General features: G+C 58.6%; 18 protein-coding genes. 11 read left to right on the top strand and 7 right to left on the bottom strand.

Translation table 11 applies throughout. The features are described from left to right. Positions 1-34: 34 nt before the first annotated feature. Positions 35-2,068 (bottom strand): choline BCCT transporter BetT, encoded by a 2,034-nt coding sequence (gene betT, locus AAHF05_RS05555; protein WP_108090634.1) that lies wholly within the window; start codon positions 2,066-2,068, stop codon positions 35-37. A 128-nt stretch (positions 2,069-2,196) separates the two neighbouring features. Between betT and betI the strand changes: the two genes are divergently transcribed. The 5 genes from betI (at position 2,197) to AAHF05_RS05530 (ending at position 8,705) form a co-directional block, all read left to right on the top strand. Then, positions 2,197-2,784 carry a transcriptional regulator BetI gene (betI, locus tag AAHF05_RS05550; protein ID WP_129323604.1) on the top strand — a complete coding sequence of 196 codons (588 nt, stop codon included), beginning with the start codon at positions 2,197-2,199 and terminating at the stop codon, positions 2,782-2,784. 13 nt (positions 2,785-2,797) lie between these two features. After that, a complete protein-coding gene (gene betB / locus AAHF05_RS05545) occupies positions 2,798-4,270 on the top strand; it encodes a betaine-aldehyde dehydrogenase (RefSeq protein WP_129323605.1) in 1,473 nt (490 codons plus the stop codon). Positions 4,271-4,283: 13 nt separating this feature from the next. Beyond that, a complete protein-coding gene (betA, locus tag AAHF05_RS05540) occupies positions 4,284-5,963 on the top strand; it encodes a choline dehydrogenase (protein WP_129323606.1) in 1,680 nt (559 codons plus the stop codon). Between the two features lie 273 nt (positions 5,964-6,236). Then, positions 6,237-6,977, top strand: coding sequence for an SDR family oxidoreductase (locus tag AAHF05_RS05535; RefSeq protein WP_028019528.1), 741 nt, complete (start codon positions 6,237-6,239; stop codon positions 6,975-6,977). A 33-nt stretch (positions 6,978-7,010) separates the two neighbouring features. Further along, positions 7,011-8,705, top strand: coding sequence for a thiamine pyrophosphate-binding protein (locus AAHF05_RS05530; RefSeq protein WP_129323607.1), 1,695 nt, complete (start codon positions 7,011-7,013; stop codon positions 8,703-8,705). 33 nt (positions 8,706-8,738) lie between these two features. Here the strand turns inward: AAHF05_RS05530 and AAHF05_RS05525 are convergent, their stop codons facing one another. Then, complete coding sequence (locus tag AAHF05_RS05525) at positions 8,739-9,437, bottom strand: GNAT family N-acetyltransferase (protein WP_129323608.1); 699 nt, start codon at positions 9,435-9,437, stop codon at positions 8,739-8,741. A 201-nt stretch (positions 9,438-9,638) separates the two neighbouring features. Here AAHF05_RS05525 and AAHF05_RS05520 point away from each other — a divergent pair, with 201 nt between their 5' ends. The 5 genes from AAHF05_RS05520 (at position 9,639) to AAHF05_RS05500 (ending at position 14,672) form a co-directional block, all read left to right on the top strand. Next, complete coding sequence (locus tag AAHF05_RS05520; RefSeq protein WP_108090639.1) at positions 9,639-11,207, top strand: ABC transporter substrate-binding protein; 1,569 nt, start codon at positions 9,639-9,641, stop codon at positions 11,205-11,207. Between the two features lie 98 nt (positions 11,208-11,305). After that, positions 11,306-12,319, top strand: a complete 1,014-nt coding sequence (locus AAHF05_RS05515) for an ABC transporter permease (protein WP_129323609.1) — start codon at positions 11,306-11,308, stop codon at positions 12,317-12,319. Beyond that, positions 12,319-13,152: an ABC transporter permease gene (locus tag AAHF05_RS05510; RefSeq protein ID WP_129323610.1), complete on the top strand. Its 834-nt coding sequence runs from the start codon at positions 12,319-12,321 to the stop codon at positions 13,150-13,152. The genes AAHF05_RS05515 and AAHF05_RS05510 overlap by 1 nt, the downstream gene beginning before the upstream one ends. Continuing rightward, complete coding sequence (locus AAHF05_RS05505; RefSeq protein WP_374936465.1) at positions 13,145-13,981, top strand: ABC transporter ATP-binding protein; 837 nt, start codon at positions 13,145-13,147, stop codon at positions 13,979-13,981. Before AAHF05_RS05510 ends, AAHF05_RS05505 begins: the two co-directional genes overlap by 8 nt. Beyond that, positions 13,968-14,672, top strand: coding sequence for an ABC transporter ATP-binding protein (locus AAHF05_RS05500; RefSeq protein WP_129323612.1), 705 nt, complete (start codon positions 13,968-13,970; stop codon positions 14,670-14,672). The genes AAHF05_RS05505 and AAHF05_RS05500 overlap by 14 nt, the downstream gene beginning before the upstream one ends. A gap of 108 nt (positions 14,673-14,780) precedes the next feature. On the opposite strand, the gene AAHF05_RS05495 is transcribed toward AAHF05_RS05500, so the two are convergent. The 4 genes from AAHF05_RS05495 to budA form a co-directional block, all read right to left on the bottom strand. After that, positions 14,781-15,254 carry a cold-shock protein gene (locus tag AAHF05_RS05495; protein WP_028019531.1) on the bottom strand — a complete coding sequence of 158 codons (474 nt, stop codon included), beginning with the start codon at positions 15,252-15,254 and terminating at the stop codon, positions 14,781-14,783. 131 nt (positions 15,255-15,385) lie between these two features. After that, entirely contained in the window at positions 15,386-16,156 is a 771-nt protein-coding gene (locus AAHF05_RS05490; RefSeq protein WP_129323613.1) for a (S)-acetoin forming diacetyl reductase, read from the bottom strand. Between the two features lie 20 nt (positions 16,157-16,176). Continuing rightward, positions 16,177-17,811 carry an acetolactate synthase AlsS gene (gene alsS / locus AAHF05_RS05485; RefSeq protein WP_241697864.1) on the bottom strand — a complete coding sequence of 545 codons (1,635 nt, stop codon included), beginning with the start codon at positions 17,809-17,811 and terminating at the stop codon, positions 16,177-16,179. 58 nt (positions 17,812-17,869) lie between these two features. Beyond that, complete coding sequence (gene budA, locus AAHF05_RS05480) at positions 17,870-18,649, bottom strand: acetolactate decarboxylase (protein ID WP_028019534.1); 780 nt, start codon at positions 18,647-18,649, stop codon at positions 17,870-17,872. 105 nt (positions 18,650-18,754) lie between these two features. Here budA and AAHF05_RS05475 point away from each other — a divergent pair, with 105 nt between their 5' ends. Further along, the gene (locus tag AAHF05_RS05475) at positions 18,755-19,636 is read left to right on the top strand and encodes a LysR family transcriptional regulator (RefSeq protein WP_129323615.1); all 882 of its coding nucleotides are present in this window, start codon (positions 18,755-18,757) and stop codon (positions 19,634-19,636) included. 72 nt (positions 19,637-19,708) lie between these two features. On the opposite strand, the gene AAHF05_RS05470 is transcribed toward AAHF05_RS05475, so the two are convergent. After that, a complete protein-coding gene (locus AAHF05_RS05470) occupies positions 19,709-20,071 on the bottom strand; it encodes a cupin domain-containing protein (protein ID WP_129323616.1) in 363 nt (120 codons plus the stop codon). Between the last annotated feature and the right edge of the window lie 23 nt (positions 20,072-20,094).

The raw sequence follows: 20,094 nt of genomic DNA, 5'->3' as shown, positions 1-20,094 counted from the left end.
CTACGGGTGCCCTGTCGTTCATGCACGTAATGGTTCAAACATCCGGGAACATCACGCTATTCCCCGGCGCTTCCCGGTGCAAATGGATAAAGTTCAGGTGCCGTTCATACTGGTCCAGAATGTCCGTGATCACCTGCTCCTTGCTGTAATCCATCAAATCATTCCCCTGGCTACCCTCCAGTAAGAAGGTTTCCAGCCGGTAGTAGGTCGATTTCCCGCTGCGCGCCCGGTAGGTAAAGCCGGGTACCGAATACTGCTGCGGCCAGATCTGGTAGACAAAGTTCTGCTCGTCGCCCATATGCACCAGCAGATTCAGATGCCCTAACGTCTCTCCCTCCTCCGGCGGCAGGTTTTTCAGCTCCACGTAGGCACCACGCAGCTTCAGTTCCTGCGCCACCTCTTCCATCGCCGGGAAGCAGACCGTCTCCATCATCTGTTTGGTGTAGCGCGTGCCCGGGTAGTTCATCAGGCGTGACAGACGTTTCTTCCAGCTCAGCCTGTCCTGCGCGCCCATCGGGCGTGGCGCGGTGTCACGGCTGGCGCTTTCGCGGCGGTAATCTTCCACCTTGAGGGATTTATACAACCCGGCCATCACAAAGAAGATCACGAAGCTGAACGGCAGCCCCATGATCACCGTGGTGTTCTGCAACGCCGAGATCCCGTTGGTCATCAGCATGCCCAGCGTCAGCAGGCCGATGGCGACGGACCAGAAGATGCGCAGCCAGTTCGGCGCATCGCTGTTGATATCTTTCAGCTTCGAAGTGAAGTTGCCCAGCACAAGCGCACCGGAATCCGCAGAGGTAACGTAGAACAGCAGGCCGGTAATGGTTGCCACGGAGGCGCTAAAGGTGAACGCAGGGTACTGCGCCAGCAGGCTGTAGAAGCCGCGCTCCGGGTGCGCCATCGCTTCCTGCGCGAAGGTCGCGTTGCCATGAATAATCTCATGCAGCGCGCTGTTGCCGAAAATCGACAACCACAACAGAGTAAAGGTGAACGGGATAATCAGCGTGCCCATCACAAACTGGCGGATGGTGCGGCCACGTGAAATACGTGCCAGGAACAGGCCAACAAACGGCGACCACGCCACCCACCACGCCCAGAAGAACAGCGTCCAGTTGTTCATCCATTCGACCGGGCGATCAAAGGCGAAACTATTCAGAGTCATCCCCATAAAACGGTTCACGTAGTCGCCGACGTTAAGCACTAACGCATTGAGCAGGAATGAAGTGTCGCCCATAAACAGCACGAACAGAATTAAACCAAGCGCCAGGGCCACGTTCAGCTCGGAGAGCACGCGAATGCCTTTATCTACCCCCGACGTCACCGAAATGGTGGCGATAATCACCGACAGCGCAATCAACGCCGCCTTGGCAGCCATCGAATCCGGAATATCAAACAGCACGCTCAGGCCGTAGTTGAGTTGCACCACACCGATGCCGAGCGTCGTCGCGATACCAAAGATGGTACCGATCACCGCCGCAATGTCGACGCTGTGACCAATCGGCCCGTTTATCTTTTTCCCGAAAATTGGGTACAGCGCAGAGCGGATGGTGAGGGGTAAATTATAACGATAGCTAAAGTATCCGAGCGCCATCCCCATCAGGGCGTACATCGACCAGCCGGTTAAGCCGTAGTGGAACAGCGTCCAGACCATCGCCTGACGCGCGGCCTCCATCGTCTGCCCTGCCCCTTCCGGCGGCTGCATATATTGCGTGACCGGTTCCGCCACGGAGAAGAACATCAGGTCGATGCCAATGCCCGCGGCAAACAGCATCGCGGCCCAACTCAGCAGGCTGAACTCGGGTTTTGACTGCTCTGGCCCAAGCTTCACCGAACCGAAGCGCGAGCAGGCAATGCAGACAACAAAGACAATATAGAGCGTCGCCGCCAGTAAGTAGTACCAGCCGAAGGTCTTCGACACCCAGTCAAGAGTGCGCCCAATCCACTCGGCAGAAAAACCGCTAAAGAAGATCGTCATCAGGGAAAACAACAAAATCAGCCCGGCGGAAGTATAAAAAACGACCGGGTTGATTTTGTCTTTTTCTCTGTCTTGTGAAAGGTCTGTCATCCAGTATCCTCACTGTTTTTGTAACTATTAAAATCCAAATCCGCAACAATTAAGACACATTTTATATTGAACGTCCAATCAAAAACCGCTTTAATGTATAACCAAAGCTGATGAATGGAGTGGCAAAAATGCCCAAAGTGGGGATGCAGCCGATCCGGCGCAGGCAGCTAATTGACGCCACGCTGGAAGCAATAAATGAAGTGGGAATGCACGATGCAACCATCGCGCAGATCGCCCGTCGGGCGGGCGTGTCCACGGGGATCATCAGTCACTATTTCAAAGATAAAAATGGTCTGCTGGAAGCGACCATGCGCGACATCACCGGCCAGCTTCGCGACGCGGTTTTAAGCCGTTTACGCGCTCTGCCGGACGGCAGTGCGGAGCAGCGCCTGCAGGCCATTGTCGGCGGCAATTTTGATGAAACCCAGACCAGCAGCGCGGCAATGAAGGCCTGGCTGGCCTTCTGGGCGAGCAGCATGCATCAGCCGATGCTCTACCGCCTGCAGCAGGTGAGTAGCCGCCGTCTGCTTTCGAACCTGGTGTACGAGTTCCGCCGCGAACTGCCGCGCGAGCAGGCCCAGGAGGCGGGCTATGGCCTGGCGGCGCTGATCGACGGGCTGTGGCTGCGCGCCGCGCTGAGCGGCAAGCCTCTGGATAAGCCCCTGGCGCAATCGCTCACCAGCCACTTTATCAGCCAGCATTTACCGACCGAATAACCGAGGAGAATTTATGTCCCGAATGGCAGAACAGCAGCTTTATATCAATGGTGGTTATACATCCGCCACCAGCGGTCGCACCTTCGAGACCATCAACCCGGCCAACGGTGAAGTCCTGGCAAGCGTTCAGGCGGCCGGGCGTGAAGATGTCGACCGCGCCGTTGAAAGCGCAAAACGCGGGCAAAAAATCTGGGCAGCGATGACCGCAATGGCGCGCTCGCGCATTCTGCGCCGAGCTGTCGACATCCTCCGCGAACGTAATGACGAACTGGCGAAGCTGGAAACCCTCGACACCGGTAAAGCGTATTCCGAAACCTCAACCGTCGATATCGTCACCGGCGCGGACGTGCTGGAGTACTACGCGGGGCTGATCCCGGCGCTGGAAGGCAGCCAGATCCCCCTGCGTGACAGTTCGTTCGTCTACACCCGTCGCGAACCTCTGGGCGTGGTGGCGGGCATCGGCGCGTGGAACTACCCGATCCAGATCGCCCTGTGGAAATCTGCTCCGGCGCTGGCGGCAGGCAATGCGATGATCTTCAAGCCGAGCGAAGTGACGCCGCTTACCGCGCTCAAGCTTGCCGAGATCTACACCGAAGCGGGCCTGCCGGACGGTGTGTTTAACGTCCTGCCGGGCGTGGGCGCGGAGACCGGCCAGTACCTGACCGAGCATCCGGATATCGCTAAAGTCTCCTTTACCGGGGGCGTCGCCAGCGGCAAAAAAGTGATGGCGAACTCGGCGGCCTCGTCCCTGAAAGAGGTGACGATGGAGCTGGGCGGCAAATCCCCGCTGATTATTTTTGACGACGCGGATCTCGATCTCGCGGCAGACATCGCCATGATGGCCAACTTCTTTAGCTCCGGCCAGGTATGCACCAACGGCACCCGCGTGTTCGTGCCTGCGAAGTTTAAAGCCGCGTTTGAGCAGAAAATCGTTGAACGCGTGGGCCGTATCCGCGCGGGCGATCTGTTCGATGAACGCACCAACTTTGGCCCGATGGTCAGCTTTCCGCACCGCGACAGCGTGCTGCGCTACATCGCCAAAGGCAAAGAGGAAGGCGCGCGCGTGCTGTGCGGCGGCGACGTGCTGAAGGGTGAAGGCTTCGATAACGGCGCGTGGGTTGCCCCGACCGTGTTCACCGACTGCACCGACGAGATGACCATCGTGCGCGAAGAGATCTTCGGCCCGGTGATGTCCATCCTCAGCTATGAAAGCGAAGAAGAAGCGATCCGCCGCGCCAACGATACCGACTACGGGCTGGCGGCGGGTATCGTCACCGCCGACCTGAACCGCGCGCACGGTGCCATTCATCAGCTCGAAGCGGGCATCTGCTGGATCAACACCTGGGGTGAATCCGCCGCAGAGATGCCGGTCGGCGGCTACAAACACTCCGGCATTGGCCGTGAGAACGGCGTGATGACGCTGCAGAGCTACACCCAGGTGAAGTCCATCCAGGTTGAGATGGGTAAATTCCAGTCCATATTTTAACCGGGAGGTTTATTTGCAATTTGACTACATCATTATCGGGGCCGGCTCTGCCGGTAACGTACTGGCAACGCGACTGACCGAAGATCCAAACACCACCGTGCTGCTGCTTGAGGCGGGCGGGCCGGACTACCGCTTTGATTTCCGCACCCAGATGCCCGCCGCGCTGGCGTTTCCGCTGCAGGGCAAGCGCTACAACTGGGCGTACGAAACCGAGCCAGAACCCTTCATGAACAACCGCCGCATGGAGTGCGGGCGCGGCAAAGGGCTGGGCGGCTCGTCATTGATCAACGGCATGTGCTACATCCGCGGTAACGCGATGGATCTGGACAACTGGGCAAAAGAGCCGGGCCTTGAGCACTGGAGCTACCTCAACTGCCTGCCCTACTACCGTAAAGCAGAAACCCGCGACGTAGGGCCGAACGACTATCACGGCGGCGACGGTCCTGTCAGCGTCACCACTTCCAAACCTGGCGTGAACCCGCTGTTTGAGGCGATGGTGGAAGCGGGCGTGCAGGCGGGCTACCCGCGCACGGACGATCTTAACGGCTATCAGCAGGAGGGCTTCGGCCCGATGGACCGCACGGTGACGCCGCAGGGCCGACGCGCCAGCACCGCGCGTGGTTATCTGGACCAGGCGAAACCGCGTCCGAACCTGACCATCCGCACCCACGCCATGACCGATCGCATCCTGTTTGAGGGCAAGCGCGCGGTGGGCGTCGAGTGGCTGGAGGGCGAAAGCACCATTCCGTCGAAAGCCACCGCTAACAGAGAAGTGCTGCTGAGTGCCGGGGCGATTGCTTCTCCGCAGATCCTCCAGCGCTCCGGCGTGGGCAACGCGGAGCTGCTGAAACAGTTCGGTATCCCGCTGGTGCATGATTTACCCGGCGTGGGTGAAAACCTGCAGGATCACCTGGAGATGTACCTGCAGTATGAATGCAAAGAGCCCGTTTCCCTCTACCCTGCCCTGCAGTGGTGGAACCAGCCGAAGATTGGTGCCGAGTGGCTGTTTAACGGCACCGGCGTGGGCGCGAGCAACCACTTCGAGGCGGGCGGGTTTATCCGCAGCCGCGAAGAGTTTGAGTGGCCGAACATTCAGTACCACTTCCTGCCGGTGGCGATTAACTACAACGGTTCGAACGCGGTGAAAGAGCACGGTTTCCAGTGCCACGTGGGCTCCATGCGCTCGCCGAGCCGTGGGCACGTGAGGATTAAGTCACGTGATCCGCACCAGCATCCGGCGATCCTGTTCAACTATATGTCCCACGAGCAGGACTGGCAGGAGTTCCGCGACGCGATCCGCATCACCCGCGAGATCATGCACCAGCCTGCACTGGACAAATACCGTGGCCGCGAAATCAGCCCAGGTATCGAATGCCAAACCGACGAGCAACTGGATGAGTTCGTGCGTAACCACGCCGAAACCGCGTTCCACCCATGTGGCACCTGCAAAATGGGTTACGACGAGATGGCGGTGGTGGACAGCGAAGGTCGGGTTCACGGGCTGGAAGGGTTACGCGTGGTGGATGCGTCAATTATGCCGCAGATCATCACCGGCAACCTGAACGCCACGACCATTATGATCGGTGAAAAGATGGCCGATGCCATCCGCGGACGCGAGCCGCTGGCGAAGAGCACGGCGGCGTATTATGTGGCGAACGGGGAACCGGTTCGTCAGGTAACGCAGAAGGCATAATTGTCACGCCCTCTCCGTAAAGGAGAGGGTTTTCACTATTAAAGCGCGGGTAAACCGTTGCTGTAACCTATAAGAATTAACTATTACCCTGTAATACGTTTTATTATTTAAAACAGTGTTGACACTCTCTCCTAAACTCCATTAAGTTTTAATCGAAGATTATTTATCCCAACATATACAATATATTCAAATCCAGAATGAAAGGGTTTGTCATTATTCTTTAATTCTTCCCTGCCTTTTATTTTCTGATTCACACTACAGTGAGATAAGGTCATGAATAATAGTGCAAACAAGGTTGTCGTTATCACCGGTGCCAGCAGCGGGATTGGTGAAGCCATTGCCCTCCATTTAGCGAATAACGCGTTTTCGCTGGTACTGGTGGCGCGCCGTCAGGAAAAAATTAATGCCCTCGTGGACAGGATAATCCAGCAAGGCGGTAAGGCCATCGCCGTCAAGGCCGATGTTACCCGTCAGGAAGAGGTCCAGCGCGCCATTGAGGCCGCCATCGCCGCATACCAGCGCGTGGACGTGCTGATCAACAACGCTGGCTTTATGGCTATCGCCCCCCTTAGCGAGCTGAAAACTGAAGAATGGGACAAGATGATTGATACCAATCTGAAAGGGGTACTGTACGGCATCGCGGCCGCATTACCGGTGTTTCAGCGTCAGGGAAGTGGTCACTTTATTAACGTTGCCTCGGTGGCGGGCATCAAGGTCCTTGCCCCCGGCGGCGTGGTGTACAGCGCGACAAAATTCGCCGTTCGCGCGCTGAGCGAGGGTCTGCGTCAGGAAGCAGGTAAAACGATACGCACCACGCTTATCTCTCCCGGCGCGGTCGAAAGCGAGCTGCAGTTCGGCAGCTCAGACGAAGAGAGTAAAAAATTTCTCCATGAGTTTTATAAGCAGGCTATTTCGGCTGACGCGATTGCCCGCTCCGTTTTATTTGCCATCGAACAGCCAGGCGACGTTGATATTAATGAAATTGTTGTTCGTCCGACGCAGGAAGAATTTTAGCATGAATTAAATAACGCTGAATGAGGTTTAATTATGATTAAATCATTAACGTCCTTATCAGATTTAAATATGCGGTCAGGCGCCGATATTCTTCTTGAGGTGCTGGAGAGTGAAGGCGTGGAATATATTTTTGGTAATCCGGGTACCACCGAACTTCCGCTCATTGATGCCCTGCTTCGCCATGAAAATATTCACTATATTCTGGCGCTTCAGGAGAGCACCGTGGTGGCGATTGCCGACGGCTATGCGAAAGCCTCCGGCAAAACGGGCTTTATCAATTTGCATACTGCCAGCGGCCTGGGGCACGGCATGGGGAATCTCATTAATTCGCGGATCATGAAAACCCCGCTGGTGGTCACCGTTGGACAGCAGGATACGCGACACTACGTCCGCGATCCGCTTCTGTATGATGATATTGTTTCCATTGGCTCCCCGGTCATGAAATGGGCACAGGAGGTCACCAGCGCCGACCAGCTCCCGGTGCTGGTGCGACGCGCGTTTCACGCGGCCAGCTACCCTCCGGGTGGCCCGGTCCTGCTCTCTCTGCCGATGAACGTGATGGAAGAGTTGAGCGACGCCGGAATACAGACGGCGTCCAGAGTGAACTACCACACCGTCGCGGGCTCGCTGGACGAGCTGGCAGAGGCACTCAGCGAGATCGCTCCAGGCAGGATAATGATTGTGGCGGGCGATGAGGTGCACTCCAGTGGCTCGACGCAGGAGATTGTCCAGCTGGCGGAAGCGCTCAGCGCCCACGTCTACGGCTCCTCCTGGCCGTTGAACCTCCCCTTTCCCACGCAGCACGCGCTCTGGCGGGGCAATATGCCCACCACCGCCAGTGAAATCGCCAGCATCATCAACGCCTACGATGCCGTCTTTATCATCGGCGGCAGAAGCCTGATTACCATTTTATATAGCGAGGGCGAGGCCATTCCGGAAACCTGCGCGGTATATCAGCTCTCGGCGGATATGAACGAACTTGGCCGCACGTATGCCACTCGCCTTTCGGTAATGGGGGATATCAAACTGTCCCTGCACGAACTGTTGCCGAAGCTTGAGCAGCGCCGGGTGGCAAGCAAATTGACGCATCAGCGGCTGCTCAAAGCGGCACGCGCTGAACGTGAAAAAGAGTGGCAACTGCAGGAAGAACGTCTGGCAGCCGAGCGGCTGCGCCCGCCCCTTTCGCCGATGGTCGCAGCATATGAGGTCATCCGGTCCATTCCGGCGGGTACCACCATCGTCGATGAGGCGATAGCGACCGCCAGACATGTCCGCGGGTTCATCTCTGACCAGCAGCATCAGCGGTACTACTTTATGCGCGGCGGCGGTCTGGGCTGGGGGATGCCTGCCTCAGTAGGGCATTCGCTGGGACGCGGGCGGGAACCGGTGATATGCCTGATAGGTGATGGAGCCTCCCTGTACTCGCCGCAGGCGCTCTGGACGGCGGCACATGAAAATCTGCCGGTCACCTTTATCGTCATGAATAACAGGGAGTACAACATCCTGAAAAACTTTATGAAGAGCCAGGCTGACTACAGCTCAACGCAACTGGGGCGTTTTATCGGGATGGACCTCGTGAATCCGCATATCGATTTTCAGTCGCTGGCCACTGCCATGGGCGTCCACTGCTGCTGGGTGACCGAGGCTGCAGATATCGCCGAAGCGGTAACCCGCGGACTACAGTCCGGAAAAACTAATTTGATTGAAATTGCCATTTCCGCGGATTAGCCGCGTGTTTACGCTGTACCCTACATAAAAAGCTTATAACCGAAACGCCTCAAGCCGCTTAATCTGCCGCCCTTCCCCGTCAAAATTCTCCGCCGCCAGCCAGGCGCGCAGTTCGGCGTCTCTTTGCGGCCATTCGCCGTCAATAATAGAAAGCATATCGCTGTCGCGGTTGCGCCCTTTGCGAACCAGCTTCTGGCGCAGGCGCCCTTCCCAGACAAACCCCAGCCGCTCCGCCGCATTGCGTGACGCAACGTTCATTGAATCGCACTTCCACTCCAGACGACGGTAGCCGTGCTCAAACGCATTTTTCAGCAGCAGCCACACCGCTTCAGTACCGATGCGGGAGCCTTTCATTTTGCGCGACCAGGTCACGTGACCGATTTCGACCGACCCCAGCAGCCGCTCGTTAGCCATATAGCTCACCAGCCCCACCGCACGTTCAGTGCGTAAATCAATGACGGCAAACGGCACCAGCTCGTCATCCAGCACCTTTCCCAGCACCCAGTGTGCGGTGGCTTCCACGCTTTCAGGCTGTGTGCTGGCAAGCCATGTCCAGTCGCTGTCGTCGCCCAGCGCGTAGGCGTCATAGAGATCGGCCGCGTGACGTTCGGCATCCAGCGGCTCCAGGCGGCAATACTGGCCAAACAGCGGCGTGCGGGTTAATACGCGCGCGCCTTTCCAGCCAGGAACGATATCGTTAACGGTTTGACCATGTTGATTGATTTCGGGCACGACGGTGACTCCCTGAAAGGTAAGGAGTTTGTTATAGCAGGTTAAAAAGCGGGCGAAAAGCAGCGTATTCTAATAGCCCGAGCGCATGCGATATTCCCGGAAGATATAAGCAAAGCTGAATTTCGACTTTGCGGAATTTAAGAGTCGACCTAACGTAGCGGAGCATAAAACAATCACAATATATTCTTCTCAGGGATCGCTATGACGAAAAAACTGTTGCCGTTACTGGTGCTGGCTGCGCTCTCAAGCGCTGCCCACGCCGCTACTCCGCCCAACACGCTGGTTGTTGCCCAGGGGCTTGATGACATCGTAAGCCTCGACCCGGCTGAAGCCAACGAGCTTTCCAGCATCCAGACCGTGCCGAGCCTCTATCAGCGCCTGGTACAGCCGGACCGCGATAACCCTGAAAAAATCACCCCGATTCTGGCAGAAAGCTGGGAAGCGGACGCGGCAGCAAAAACGCTGACGATTAAACTTAAGCCCGATGCCAAATTCGCCTCCGGCAACCCGCTGCGCCCGGAAGACGTGATCTTCTCCTATACCCGCGCCGTAACGCTGAACAAATCTCCGGCGTTTATTCTCAACGTGCTGGGCTGGGACGCGAGCAACATCGCCAGCCAGCTGAAGAAAGTGGACGACCATACCCTCACGCTTCACTGGACGGCGGACGTTAGCCCGTCGGTGGCGCTGAATATTCTCTCCACGCCGATTGCCTCCATCGTCGATGAAAAGCAGGTCGCGGCAAACGTGAAGGATAACGACTTCGGTAACGCCTGGCTGAAAATGCACTCGGCGGGCAGCGGCGCGTTCAAAATGCGCGTCTATCAGCCGCATCAGGCCATCGTGCTGGAAGCCAACGAGTCAGCGCCCGGCGGCGCGCCGAAGCTCAAAAGCATCATCATTAAAAACGTCCCCGACCCGGCTTCACGCCGCCTGCTGATCCAGCAGGGTGATGCGGACGTGGCGCGCGATCTGGGTGCAGATCAGATAAGCGCCCTGGACGGCAAGCCTGGCGTGAAGGTGCTGAGCATTCCGTCCGCCGAGCAAAATTACCTGGTGTTTAACACCGGCAACAGCGCCAACCCGCTGCTGAATAACCCGGCCTTCTGGGAAGCGTCGCGCTGGCTGGTGGACTATGAAGGCATCACCAAAAACCTGCTGAAAGGCCAGTACTTTGTTCATCAGAGCTTCCTGCCGGTCGGGCTGCCGGGCGCGCTGGAAGACAATCCATTTAAGTTTGACCCGGCAAAAGCGAAAGCGATCCTCGCAAAAGCGGGGATTAAAAACGCGCACTTCACGCTGGACGTGGAGAACAAGCCGCCGTTCATCACTATCGCGCAATCCATGCAGGCGAGCTTTGCCCAGGGCGGCGTGAAGGTCGATCTGCTGCCTGCCGCCGGGAGCCAGGTCTATGCCCGTGTGCGCGCAAAGCAGCACCAGGCGGCGATTCGTCTGTGGATCCCGGACTACTTCGACGCGCACTCTAACGCCAGCGCCTTTGCGTGGAACGACGGAAAATCCAGCACCGTGGCCGGGCTGAACGGCTGGAAAATTCCAGAGCTGAACAAAGCCACGCTGGCGGCGGTAGCCGAGCCGGATCCGGCGAAGCGTCTGGATCTCTACAAGAAGATGCAGGAACAGCTGCAGCAGAATTCGCCGTACGTGTTCGTCGATCAGGGCAAAACCCAGATCGTGGTGCGCGATAACGTGAAGGGGTATCAACAGGGGCTGAACGCGGATATGGTCTGGTACGATCGCGTCACGAAGTAGCCCTTGTTGCCGGGTGGCGCTGCGCTTACCCGGCCTACGTTCTCGGTTTTTGTAGGCCGGGTAAAGCGAAGCCGCCACCCGGAATGAAGAGATCTCCCATGCCACATCTTTCCACCCGCGTGCTCCAGGGTCTGCTGACCCTGCTGCTCACGCTCTTCGGGCTGCTGCTCGTCACGTTTGCGCTCTCGGCGTTTTCACCGGTCGATCGCGTGCTGCAGATCGTCGGCGATCACGCCAGCCAGTCCACCTACGATCAGGTTCGCCACCAGCTAGGGCTGGATCGCCCCCTGCCCGTGCAGTTCTGGCACTACCTGCAAAATCTTGCCCACGGTGATTTAGGCACGGCCAGCGCCACCGGGCAGCCGGTGCTGCAGGACCTGCTGCACGCGTTCCCCGCCACGCTGGAGCTGGCGACGCTGGCGTTAATCATCGGCGCCGTGCTCGGCGTGATTGCCGGGGTGCTGTGCGCCCGCTACGCCGGTTCGCCGCTCGATCTCGCCATCAGAACCCTCACCCTGATCGGCAACTCGGTACCGATCTTCTGGCTCGGCCTGCTGATGCTGGCTCTGTTCTACGCGAAGCTGCAGTGGAGCGCGGGTCCCGGCAGGCTGGACGATATCTGGCAGTTCACCGTCGAGCCGCGCACCGGCTTTGCGCTGGTGGATACCTGGCTTTCCGGCGACCGCGAGGCGTTCCGCAACGCCGTCAGCCACCTGGTGCTGCCGGTGCTGCTGCTGGCCTATTACTCGCTCGCGAGCATCACACGCCTGACGCGATCCGCCTGCCTAAGCGAGATGAACAAAGAGTACATTCTGCTTGCCCGCGCCAAGGGTGCCGGGGAGATGGCCATTCTGCTGCGCCACGTACTGCCGAACATTCGCGGCACCCTGCTGACGGTGATCGCCCTGGCCTACACCAGCATGCTGGAAGGCGCGGTACTGACCGAAACCGTCTTCTCCTGGCCGGGCATCGGGCGCTACCTCACCACCGCCCTGTTCGCCGGAGACACCACCGCCATCATGGGCGGCACGCTGCTGATTGGTATCTGTTTTGTGCTGATCAATAACTTTACTGACCTGCTCGTGCGGGCGACCGATCCCAGGGTGCGCTGATGCCGTTTTATCTTTTCTTACGCCGCCTGCGCCGCTCCCCCGCCGCGTTTTGCGGGCTGGCTGCCATCGCGCTGCTGGTGGCTATCGCCCTGTTCGCACCGTGGCTCGCGCCGCTTGACCCGAACTGGCAGGACGCCGCCGCGCGCTTACAGGCACCCAATATCCAGCACTGGCTGGGCACCGACAGCTACGGTCGCGACCTGCTTTCACGTCTGATTTACGGCACCCGTCCGGCGCTCGGGCTGGTGGCGTTAGTCACCGTTATCACCCTGCCCGCCGGGCTGCTGGTGGGGATTTTGTCCGGCTACTACGGCGGCTGGATAGAGCGCATACTGATGCGCTTTACCGACGTGGTGATGTCGATGCCGCGCCTGATCCTTGCCTTCGCGTTTGTGGCGATGCTCGGCCCCGGGCTGGTCAACGGCGCGCTGGCGCTGGCCCTAACCACCTGGCCCGCCTACGCACGGCAGGCGCGGAGTGAAATTCAGCGTCTGCGCCACAGCGACTATCTCGCCGCCGCCGAAATGATGGGCATTCGCGGGCTGCGCCTGCTGGTCGGCCATATTCTGCCCCTGTGCCTGCCGTCCGCGATTGTGCGGCTGGCGCTGGATCTGGCGGGGATTATTCTGGCGGCCGCCGGGCTGGGCTTCCTCGGCCTTGGCGCGCGTCCGCCGATGGCCGAATGGGGCGCGATGATCGCCGACGGCATGCAGGTCATTTTCGACCAGTGGTGGATCGCCGCCATTCCGGGCGGCGCGATTCTGTTTGCCAGCCTCGCCTTTAACCTGCTGGGCGACGGCCTGCGCGACGTACTGGAGCCACAGCATGACTGAACAACGCGTCATCGTCGATGCGCTGAATATCGACTACCCCGCCGCGCGCGTGGTCAACAGCCTGAGCTTCACGCTGGGCAACGAGCGGCTGGCGCTGGTCGGGGAATCCGGCTCGGGCAAATCGATGTCCGCCCGCGCCCTGATGGGGCTGGTGCGTAAGCCCGGCATCGTGAGCGCGAACCGGCTTAACGTGCTCGGCAACGACCTGCTGACCCTGAGCACCCGCCGCTGGCAGGCGCTGCGCGGTAACGGGATTGCGATGGTCCTGCAGGACCCGCGCTACGCGCTGAATCCGGCGAAAAACGTCGCCGCTCAGCTTGATGAGGCGCTCACCCTGCATCAGCGTCTGCCCCGCTCAGAACGACGTGAACGCATGCACGAGATTATCCGCGCCGTAGGACTCAACGAACATGTCCTCACGCGCTACCCCGGCGAGCTCTCCGGCGGCATGGGCCAGCGGGTGATGATCGCCATTGCGCTGATCAACAACCCGCAGGTGCTGATTGCCGACGAACCCACCTCCGCGCTGGACGCTCGCCTGCGCAACCAGATCCTCGAGCTGCTGGTGCTGCAGAGCGAAGAACGCCAGATGGCGATGCTGTTAATCAGCCACGACCTGCCGCTGGTGGCGGAACACTGCGACCGCGTGCTGGTGATGTATCAGGGCGAGAAGGTCGATGAGATGGCGGCGAACCGGCTTTCGCAGGCGACGCACCCGTATACGCGCACCCTGTGGACCTGCCGTCCAAACGCCAACACCTTCGGCCAGATGCTGCCGACGCTGGACCGTTCTCAGCCGTGGAAGGAGACCGCTCATGACGCTCGTTGACGTTAAGGATCTCCAGGTGAGCTTCGGGGAGAAAACGGCCGTGTCCGCCGCCAGCTTTGCCATCGAGAAAGGCGAAACCTTCAGCCTGATAGGTGAATCCGGCTGCGGGAAATCGACTATTCTGCGCGTGCTGGCGGGGCTGCAGCGCGAGTGGAACGGCCGCATTTCGATCCTGGGAGACGCGTTACGGCCAGGACGGCGTTTTGAAGGCGAGCTTCGCCGCAACGTGCAGATGGTGTTTCAGGATCCGTGGGCGTCGCTGCACCCAAACCACACCGTTGCGCGCACCCTGTCGGAGCCGTTAAACATCCACGGCGAAACGCAGATTACCGAAAAGGTGGCGGATGCGCTGCAGCAGGTGGGGCTTTCCGCCGACGCGGGCAAGCGTTATCCGCATCAGCTTTCCGGCGGCCAGCGCCAGCGCGTGGCCATTGCCCGCGCGCTGCTGCTGCGCCCGCAGCTTCTGCTGCTGGACGAGCCGACCTCGGCGCTGGATATGTCCGTGCAGGCGGAAATTCTCAATCTTTTGAACCGCCTGAAAGCCGAGCACGGCATGACCTACCTGCTGGTGAGCCACGATGCGGACGTGATTGCGCATATGTCCGACCGGGCGGCGTTTATGGCGCACGGGGAGATCCAGAGGGTGTTTGACCGCGAGGCGATGTTGCGGGGCGAGCACCGGATGGGGTAAGTGCGCGCGGCGGTGCCCGGTGGCGCTGCGCTTACCGGGCCTACGTTTCGTGCCGCGTTGTGGTTTTTTGTAGGCCGGGTAAGGCGTAGCCGCCACCCGGCAAAAAAATTACTTCAGCAGCTTCACCGTGGCATCAATGTCGATCTCATCTTCGGTGAAGATCAGCGTCGTGTTCTGGAAGGTGGTGATCGCCAGCTTCTTCACCGTGCGCATTTCGCCCGGCTTTTTCTCGGACTTCGGCTTAATGCTGTTCATCAGCAGCCCCACCGACAGCACCGCGTTCTCTTTGTCGATTTTAGTATCAACCGGTTCTTCTTCGTTAAACACCACAAAGGATTTGATCGAGGTGAGCTTCACGCGCTCGCCGGCAATATAGAGGTGTTTACTTTCCGGGATCACCTTCACCGCATAGGCGGAAAGGCCTTTGTTGTTGGTGGTTGGCTCGAAGGTCACCGCCGCATCTTTCTTAATCAGATCAGGGTTCGCGACCTTAATCACATGAAAATAGCGGTTGTCGCCGTTTTCATCTTTGATAAATCCAAAGCCTTTATCTTTAAACCACGTTGTGATTGTACCGTTCATCGCTGTTACCGCCTGTCAGATCGTAATGACTAAAGTTTTGCAGCGCGCAGTGTAATGCACAATGGCGGAGGAGACAAAAAAAAGCCCCTGCACGGGTGCAGGGGAAAACTCATGTCAGAGCTTATTAGTATTTAGTTAAACACCATCCCACCATCAATTAAGAGCGACTGGCCGGTCATATAGTCGGAATCTGGCCCGGCGAGGTATGAAACACAGGCGGCGACATCTTCTGGTTCAGACAAACGGCCAAGCGTAATGCGTTTGGCAAAGGTTTCAGTCCCGTAGCCGAGCGGTTTACCTGCCGCCTCAGACACCTGACGGTCGATCTCCGCCCACATTGGCGTTTTAACGATCCCCGGGCAATAGGCATTAACGGTGATCCCCAGCGACGCGAGATCCCGTGCTGCCGTCTGGGTTAAGCCGCGCACCGCGAACTTGCTGGAACTGTACACCGCCAGTTCCGGGTTGCCGGTATGGCCCGCCTGAGAGCAGGCGTTGATGATCTTGCCGCCGTGCCCCTCTTTACGGAAAGCATCGATCGCAGCCTGGATGCCCCAAATCACCCCTTTCACGTTAATGTTGTAAACCTTGTCGACAATCTCCGGTGTAATCGACTCGATTGGCGTAGAAGGCGCGATCCCGGCGTTATTCACAATCACATTGAAACCGCCCAGTGCGGTACGCGCTTTCTCCACCGCCGCAAATACCTGATCGCGGTTCGAAACATCCACCTTCACGGCGACAGCACGACCGCCGTTACGGGTAATTTCATCGGCAACCGCTTTCGCTGTTTCCTCGTTATAATCCGCAATGGCGACGGCGAAGCCATCTTTTACCAGGCGCAGCGCAATTGCTTTACCAATCCCCTGGCCTGAGCCTGTTACGAGAGCAACTTTTTGCATTTCTCTGTCCTTATATTGAGTCACAAAATCTGGCTGAGATGGAGCTGGCCCATCAGCAGCGGGTTATCGCTATAGTCGACGGGAATGGCCACCACGGCGGGGCCATCGACATCCATTGCTGCACGCAGCGTCGGTTCAAGCGCATCGGCGCTCTCCACGGCAAAACCTTTCGCACCAAAGGCGTCGGCATACACTTTGAAATCGACCGGGCCAAACTCCACGCCGGAAAGACGCTGGTATTTTTTCTCTTCCTGAATGGCGACCATGTTGTAGCCGTTATCCACCCAGATGATGTGCAGCACGTTGGCGTTATGACGTACAGCGGTTTCCAGCTCCATGCTCGACTGCAGGAAACCGCCGTCACCGGAGACCGAAACCACCTTGCGCCCCGGGTTCACCAGCCATGCGCCAATGGCCCACGGCAGCGCGACGCCCATGGTCTGCTGACCGTTGGAAATCATCACCTGACGCGCCCGGAAGCTGTAGAGATAACGGGCGATCCAGATGTGGAAGCTGCCCATGTCGACGGTGAGCGTTACGTCGCTGTTTACGATGTCCTGCATGGCACGCACGATGCGCAGCGGATGCAGGGCAAACTGGTTAAGCGATGCGCCACGACGATCGAGCAGATCGCGCTGATGCTGGCGATCGACCAGGATTTCAGAGGCGCGTGGACTCAGCTCCAGCTTATGATCGATCCGGCTGGAGAGCAGATTGAGCGTTTCGGCGATGTCTCCCACCAGCTCAAGATCCGGCACATAGTTACGTTCTTCATAGGCAGGCAGCACATCAATGTGCACCAGCGTGGCATCCCCGCTGTTCCACATAGACGGTTCGTATTCCACCGGGCTGTAGCCGATGCAGATGATCAGATCCGCCAGATGGAGCAGCCTGTCGCCCGCCTGGTTATTGAACAGACCGACGCGTCCGGCAAAGCGGGTGAAGTGCTCCTGGTTCACCGCCCCGGCAGCCTGATAGGTGCTGGTGACCGGAATGCGACTTTTCTCCAGCAGCTTACGCAGCGCGTCACTGTTAGCGGGCTGGCTGGCCATCAGGCCCAGCAGGATGACCGGGTTTTTGGCTTTTTCAATTAGCTTTGCCACGTCGTTAACCGCTGACTCCGGTGCCGGGCCCATTCTTGCTGCGCCACTGGCAGGCAAAATCGCGCCCGTCGCGGGCTGGTCGACAATATCCTGCGGCAGGCTGACGAACGCGCCCCCCGGTCTGCCGTGCTCGGCGGCACGGAATGCATTCGATACCACTTCGGCAATCGCATCCGGAGAGCTGACTTCCACCGCGTATTTGGTGACAGGGCTGAACATGGCGACCGTGTCCATGCTCTGGTGCACCAGTTTGGCTTTATCCGCTCGCTTGACCGCCCCGCCCAGCGCTACCACCGGGTCGCCTTCGCTGTTGGCGGTGGCAATGCCGGTGATCAGGTTGGAACAACCCGGCCCGGAGGTGACCAGCGCTACCCCGGCTTTGCCGGTCAGGCGCCCTACCGCCGCCGCCATAAACGCCGCATTCGCTTCGTGACGCACCGGAATAATCTCGATGGAAGAATCCAGCAGGGAATCAAAGACTTTGTCGATTTTCGCCCCCGGAATACCGAACACCTGCTTCACGCCCTGCGCTTCCAGCTGGCCGACGACCATATCGGCGCCATGCGCCCACTGACGTGACTGTTTCTCACTGTTCACGGTAGTTCTCCTGTTAGTTTTCGACGGAACGGATCGCTGCATCAAGATCGCTGGGGTGCAGGTTGGCCTGCAAAAACGCACTGTCGGCGGGCAGGTCAATCATCAGCTTGTGAATTTCACCGAAGGTCAGCACGCCGCTCTCCAGCTGGTAGTCGAGCAGATGGCCCCCGCCCTGACGGTCGTCGGTGATGAAATGTTCGTGGTAGCCCGCCACGTTAATACCCTGCATATGCTGCGGCGTGCGGAACCCGACCAGTACACCTTTCCGCTGGTTGAAGCGGAACACCGGCTGGTCGTCCAGCACGTCGGTCATCGCCCGGTACGGCGGCTTCTGACGTGGTACCGTGCGGGTATGGGCATGGCGGAAGTTACCGTCGATACGCAGCGCGCAGAACAGGTTATCGGAGGGGATTTGCTGGTCGATCACATCGTGGATCTGTTGGCGACTGACCGGCCCATCAAAGGTTTTACGATACTGCGGCTGGAACCAGGTCATCACCGCGAACGGCGTTTTCTGCTCTGGCTTCGCGGCGCGGGCGCTGCCGTCGGCGCGCAGCTGGTACACCTGGCTACTGAAGGCAATCATTTCGCCATCCAGCTCGTTGAAAGTGCCCAGACCAAAATCACCGTGTGCCAATAGATCGGCGATGGTGGTGTTCCCCTCGTACACGCCGCTTAGCAGGGCGCTCATTAGCGATGTCTGATAGATCACACTGTCAGGATGCTGAGCGGAGAACCCTCGCAGGGTCTCGCACAAGCTGGCCTCACAGTCGCAGGCAGATGAATGCATCATCATGCTCGTCCTCTTCAACTTTATTTAGAAAGGTTAAATAAATGTTGACCCGATTCAGCAGAGAGTTCCAATATAGAATCCATGCTGGTTTGAGACGTTTTAGATATGGAACTTCGTTATCTGCGGTATTTCGTCGCGGTTGCTCGCGAGCGACACTTCACCAAAGCGGCCAAAGCGCTGGGTATTTCTCAGCCTCCTCTGAGTCAGCAGATCAAACGGCTCGAAGAGGAAGTGGGCACGCCGCTGTTCAGACGCCTGACGAGGGGCGTGGAGCTGACCGAAGCGGGGGAAGCGTTCTATGAGGATGCCTGCAAGATCCTGGCGCTGAGCGACGCCGCGCTGGAAAAGGCCCGCGGAATCGCGCGCGGGCTGAACGGTAATCTGTCGATTGGCATCACCAGCTCCGACGCTTTCCATCCCAAAATTTTCACGCTGATCCGCCAGTATCAGGTGCAGAACATGGCGGTGCAGGTTCACCAGGTGGAAGCCAATATGTCTTCGCTGACGACGATGCTGGCGGAGGGTGAGCTGGATATCGCCTTCGTGCGTCTGCCGTGCGAGAGCAGCAAGGCATTCGAGTTAACAATCCTCGACCGGGAGCCGATGGTGGTGGCGCTGCATCGCGACCATTCGCTGGCGGCGTGCGGCGATCTGGCGCTGGACCAGCTCCGGGATACGCCGGTCGTGCTGTTTCCACAGGAGGTTGCGCCGGGACTGTACGACCGGGTTTACGGCTGCTGCGAACGGGCCGGGATTGACGTGCAGCACGCGCTGCAGTCATCACAGCTTTCGTCCTCCCTGAGCATGGTTTCCGCCGGCGGCGGCTTCGCGCTGGTACCGAAATCCATGGCGGCCATTTCTCCGCCGAATGTTACCTACCACGCACTGAGCTCACCGGCGCTTTACACCGATATCGCGCTCTGCTGGCGGCGTTTTGAACGCTCGCGGACGGTGAAGCGGTTTCTGGCGATGATGAGCGAGGGGTAGCAGCCGGTTTGGTTGGTGGCTTTTGTAGGCCGGGTAAGGCGCAGCCGCCACCCGGCAACATAGCCTCCGTCGTCAAATCCAGACGTCGTTCTCTGCGGTGCGCTCCCCACCTTCGTGTCCGGTATTCAGGACCCCACACGGTTCTATCATCATCATTTTTACCGTCGTTTCAGCAGACGTTTTATGTTCAACGCCTTTTGGCACAACGTACATTTCCCCTGGATTGACGAGCACATGTCCGTCAAGAAAATCAATACGTAACACGCCCTCGACCACGATGAATGCCTCATCGGTTTCAGGGTGCGCGTGCCATATAAAATCACCCGATATTTTGACGATTTTAAACTGATAGTCATTCATCTTAGCGATGACTTTCGGCTGCCAGTGCGCGTCGAAGAGAGAGAATTTATTGTCTAAATTAACAGGACTATACATTGCGACACTTCCTATGGTTGAGA

It is taken from the genome of Enterobacter adelaidei (genome assembly GCF_041937165.1).
Classification (GTDB): domain Bacteria; phylum Pseudomonadota; class Gammaproteobacteria; order Enterobacterales; family Enterobacteriaceae; genus Enterobacter; species Enterobacter adelaidei.
This window is presented reverse-complemented; position numbering and strand designations above follow the sequence as displayed.

Bases quoted from the DNA above. Each gene is read 5' to 3' on its own strand.
- betT (WP_108090634.1), bottom strand. From the start codon at position 2,068: ATGACAGACCTTTCACAAGACAGAGAAAAAGACAAAATCAACCCGGTC.
- betI (WP_129323604.1), top strand. From the start codon at position 2,197: ATGCCCAAAGTGGGGATGCAGCCGATCCGGCGCAGGCAGCTAATTGAC.
- betB (WP_129323605.1), top strand. From the start codon at position 2,798: ATGTCCCGAATGGCAGAACAGCAGCTTTATATCAATGGTGGTTATACA.
- AAHF05_RS05535 (WP_028019528.1), top strand. From the start codon at position 6,237: ATGAATAATAGTGCAAACAAGGTTGTCGTTATCACCGGTGCCAGCAGC.
- AAHF05_RS05530 (WP_129323607.1), top strand. From the start codon at position 7,011: ATGATTAAATCATTAACGTCCTTATCAGATTTAAATATGCGGTCAGGC.
- AAHF05_RS05520 (WP_108090639.1), top strand. From the start codon at position 9,639: ATGACGAAAAAACTGTTGCCGTTACTGGTGCTGGCTGCGCTCTCAAGC.
- AAHF05_RS05515 (WP_129323609.1), top strand. From the start codon at position 11,306: ATGCCACATCTTTCCACCCGCGTGCTCCAGGGTCTGCTGACCCTGCTG.
- AAHF05_RS05510 (WP_129323610.1), top strand. From the start codon at position 12,319: ATGCCGTTTTATCTTTTCTTACGCCGCCTGCGCCGCTCCCCCGCCGCG.
- AAHF05_RS05505 (WP_374936465.1), top strand. From the start codon at position 13,145: ATGACTGAACAACGCGTCATCGTCGATGCGCTGAATATCGACTACCCC.
- AAHF05_RS05500 (WP_129323612.1), top strand. From the start codon at position 13,968: ATGACGCTCGTTGACGTTAAGGATCTCCAGGTGAGCTTCGGGGAGAAA.
- AAHF05_RS05495 (WP_028019531.1), bottom strand. From the start codon at position 15,254: ATGAACGGTACAATCACAACGTGGTTTAAAGATAAAGGCTTTGGATTT.
- AAHF05_RS05490 (WP_129323613.1), bottom strand. From the start codon at position 16,156: ATGCAAAAAGTTGCTCTCGTAACAGGCTCAGGCCAGGGGATTGGTAAA.
- alsS (WP_241697864.1), bottom strand. From the start codon at position 17,811: ATGGTCGTCGGCCAGCTGGAAGCGCAGGGCGTGAAGCAGGTGTTCGGT.
- budA (WP_028019534.1), bottom strand. From the start codon at position 18,649: ATGATGCATTCATCTGCCTGCGACTGTGAGGCCAGCTTGTGCGAGACC.
- AAHF05_RS05475 (WP_129323615.1), top strand. From the start codon at position 18,755: ATGGAACTTCGTTATCTGCGGTATTTCGTCGCGGTTGCTCGCGAGCGA.
- AAHF05_RS05470 (WP_129323616.1), bottom strand. From the start codon at position 20,071: ATGTATAGTCCTGTTAATTTAGACAATAAATTCTCTCTCTTCGACGCG.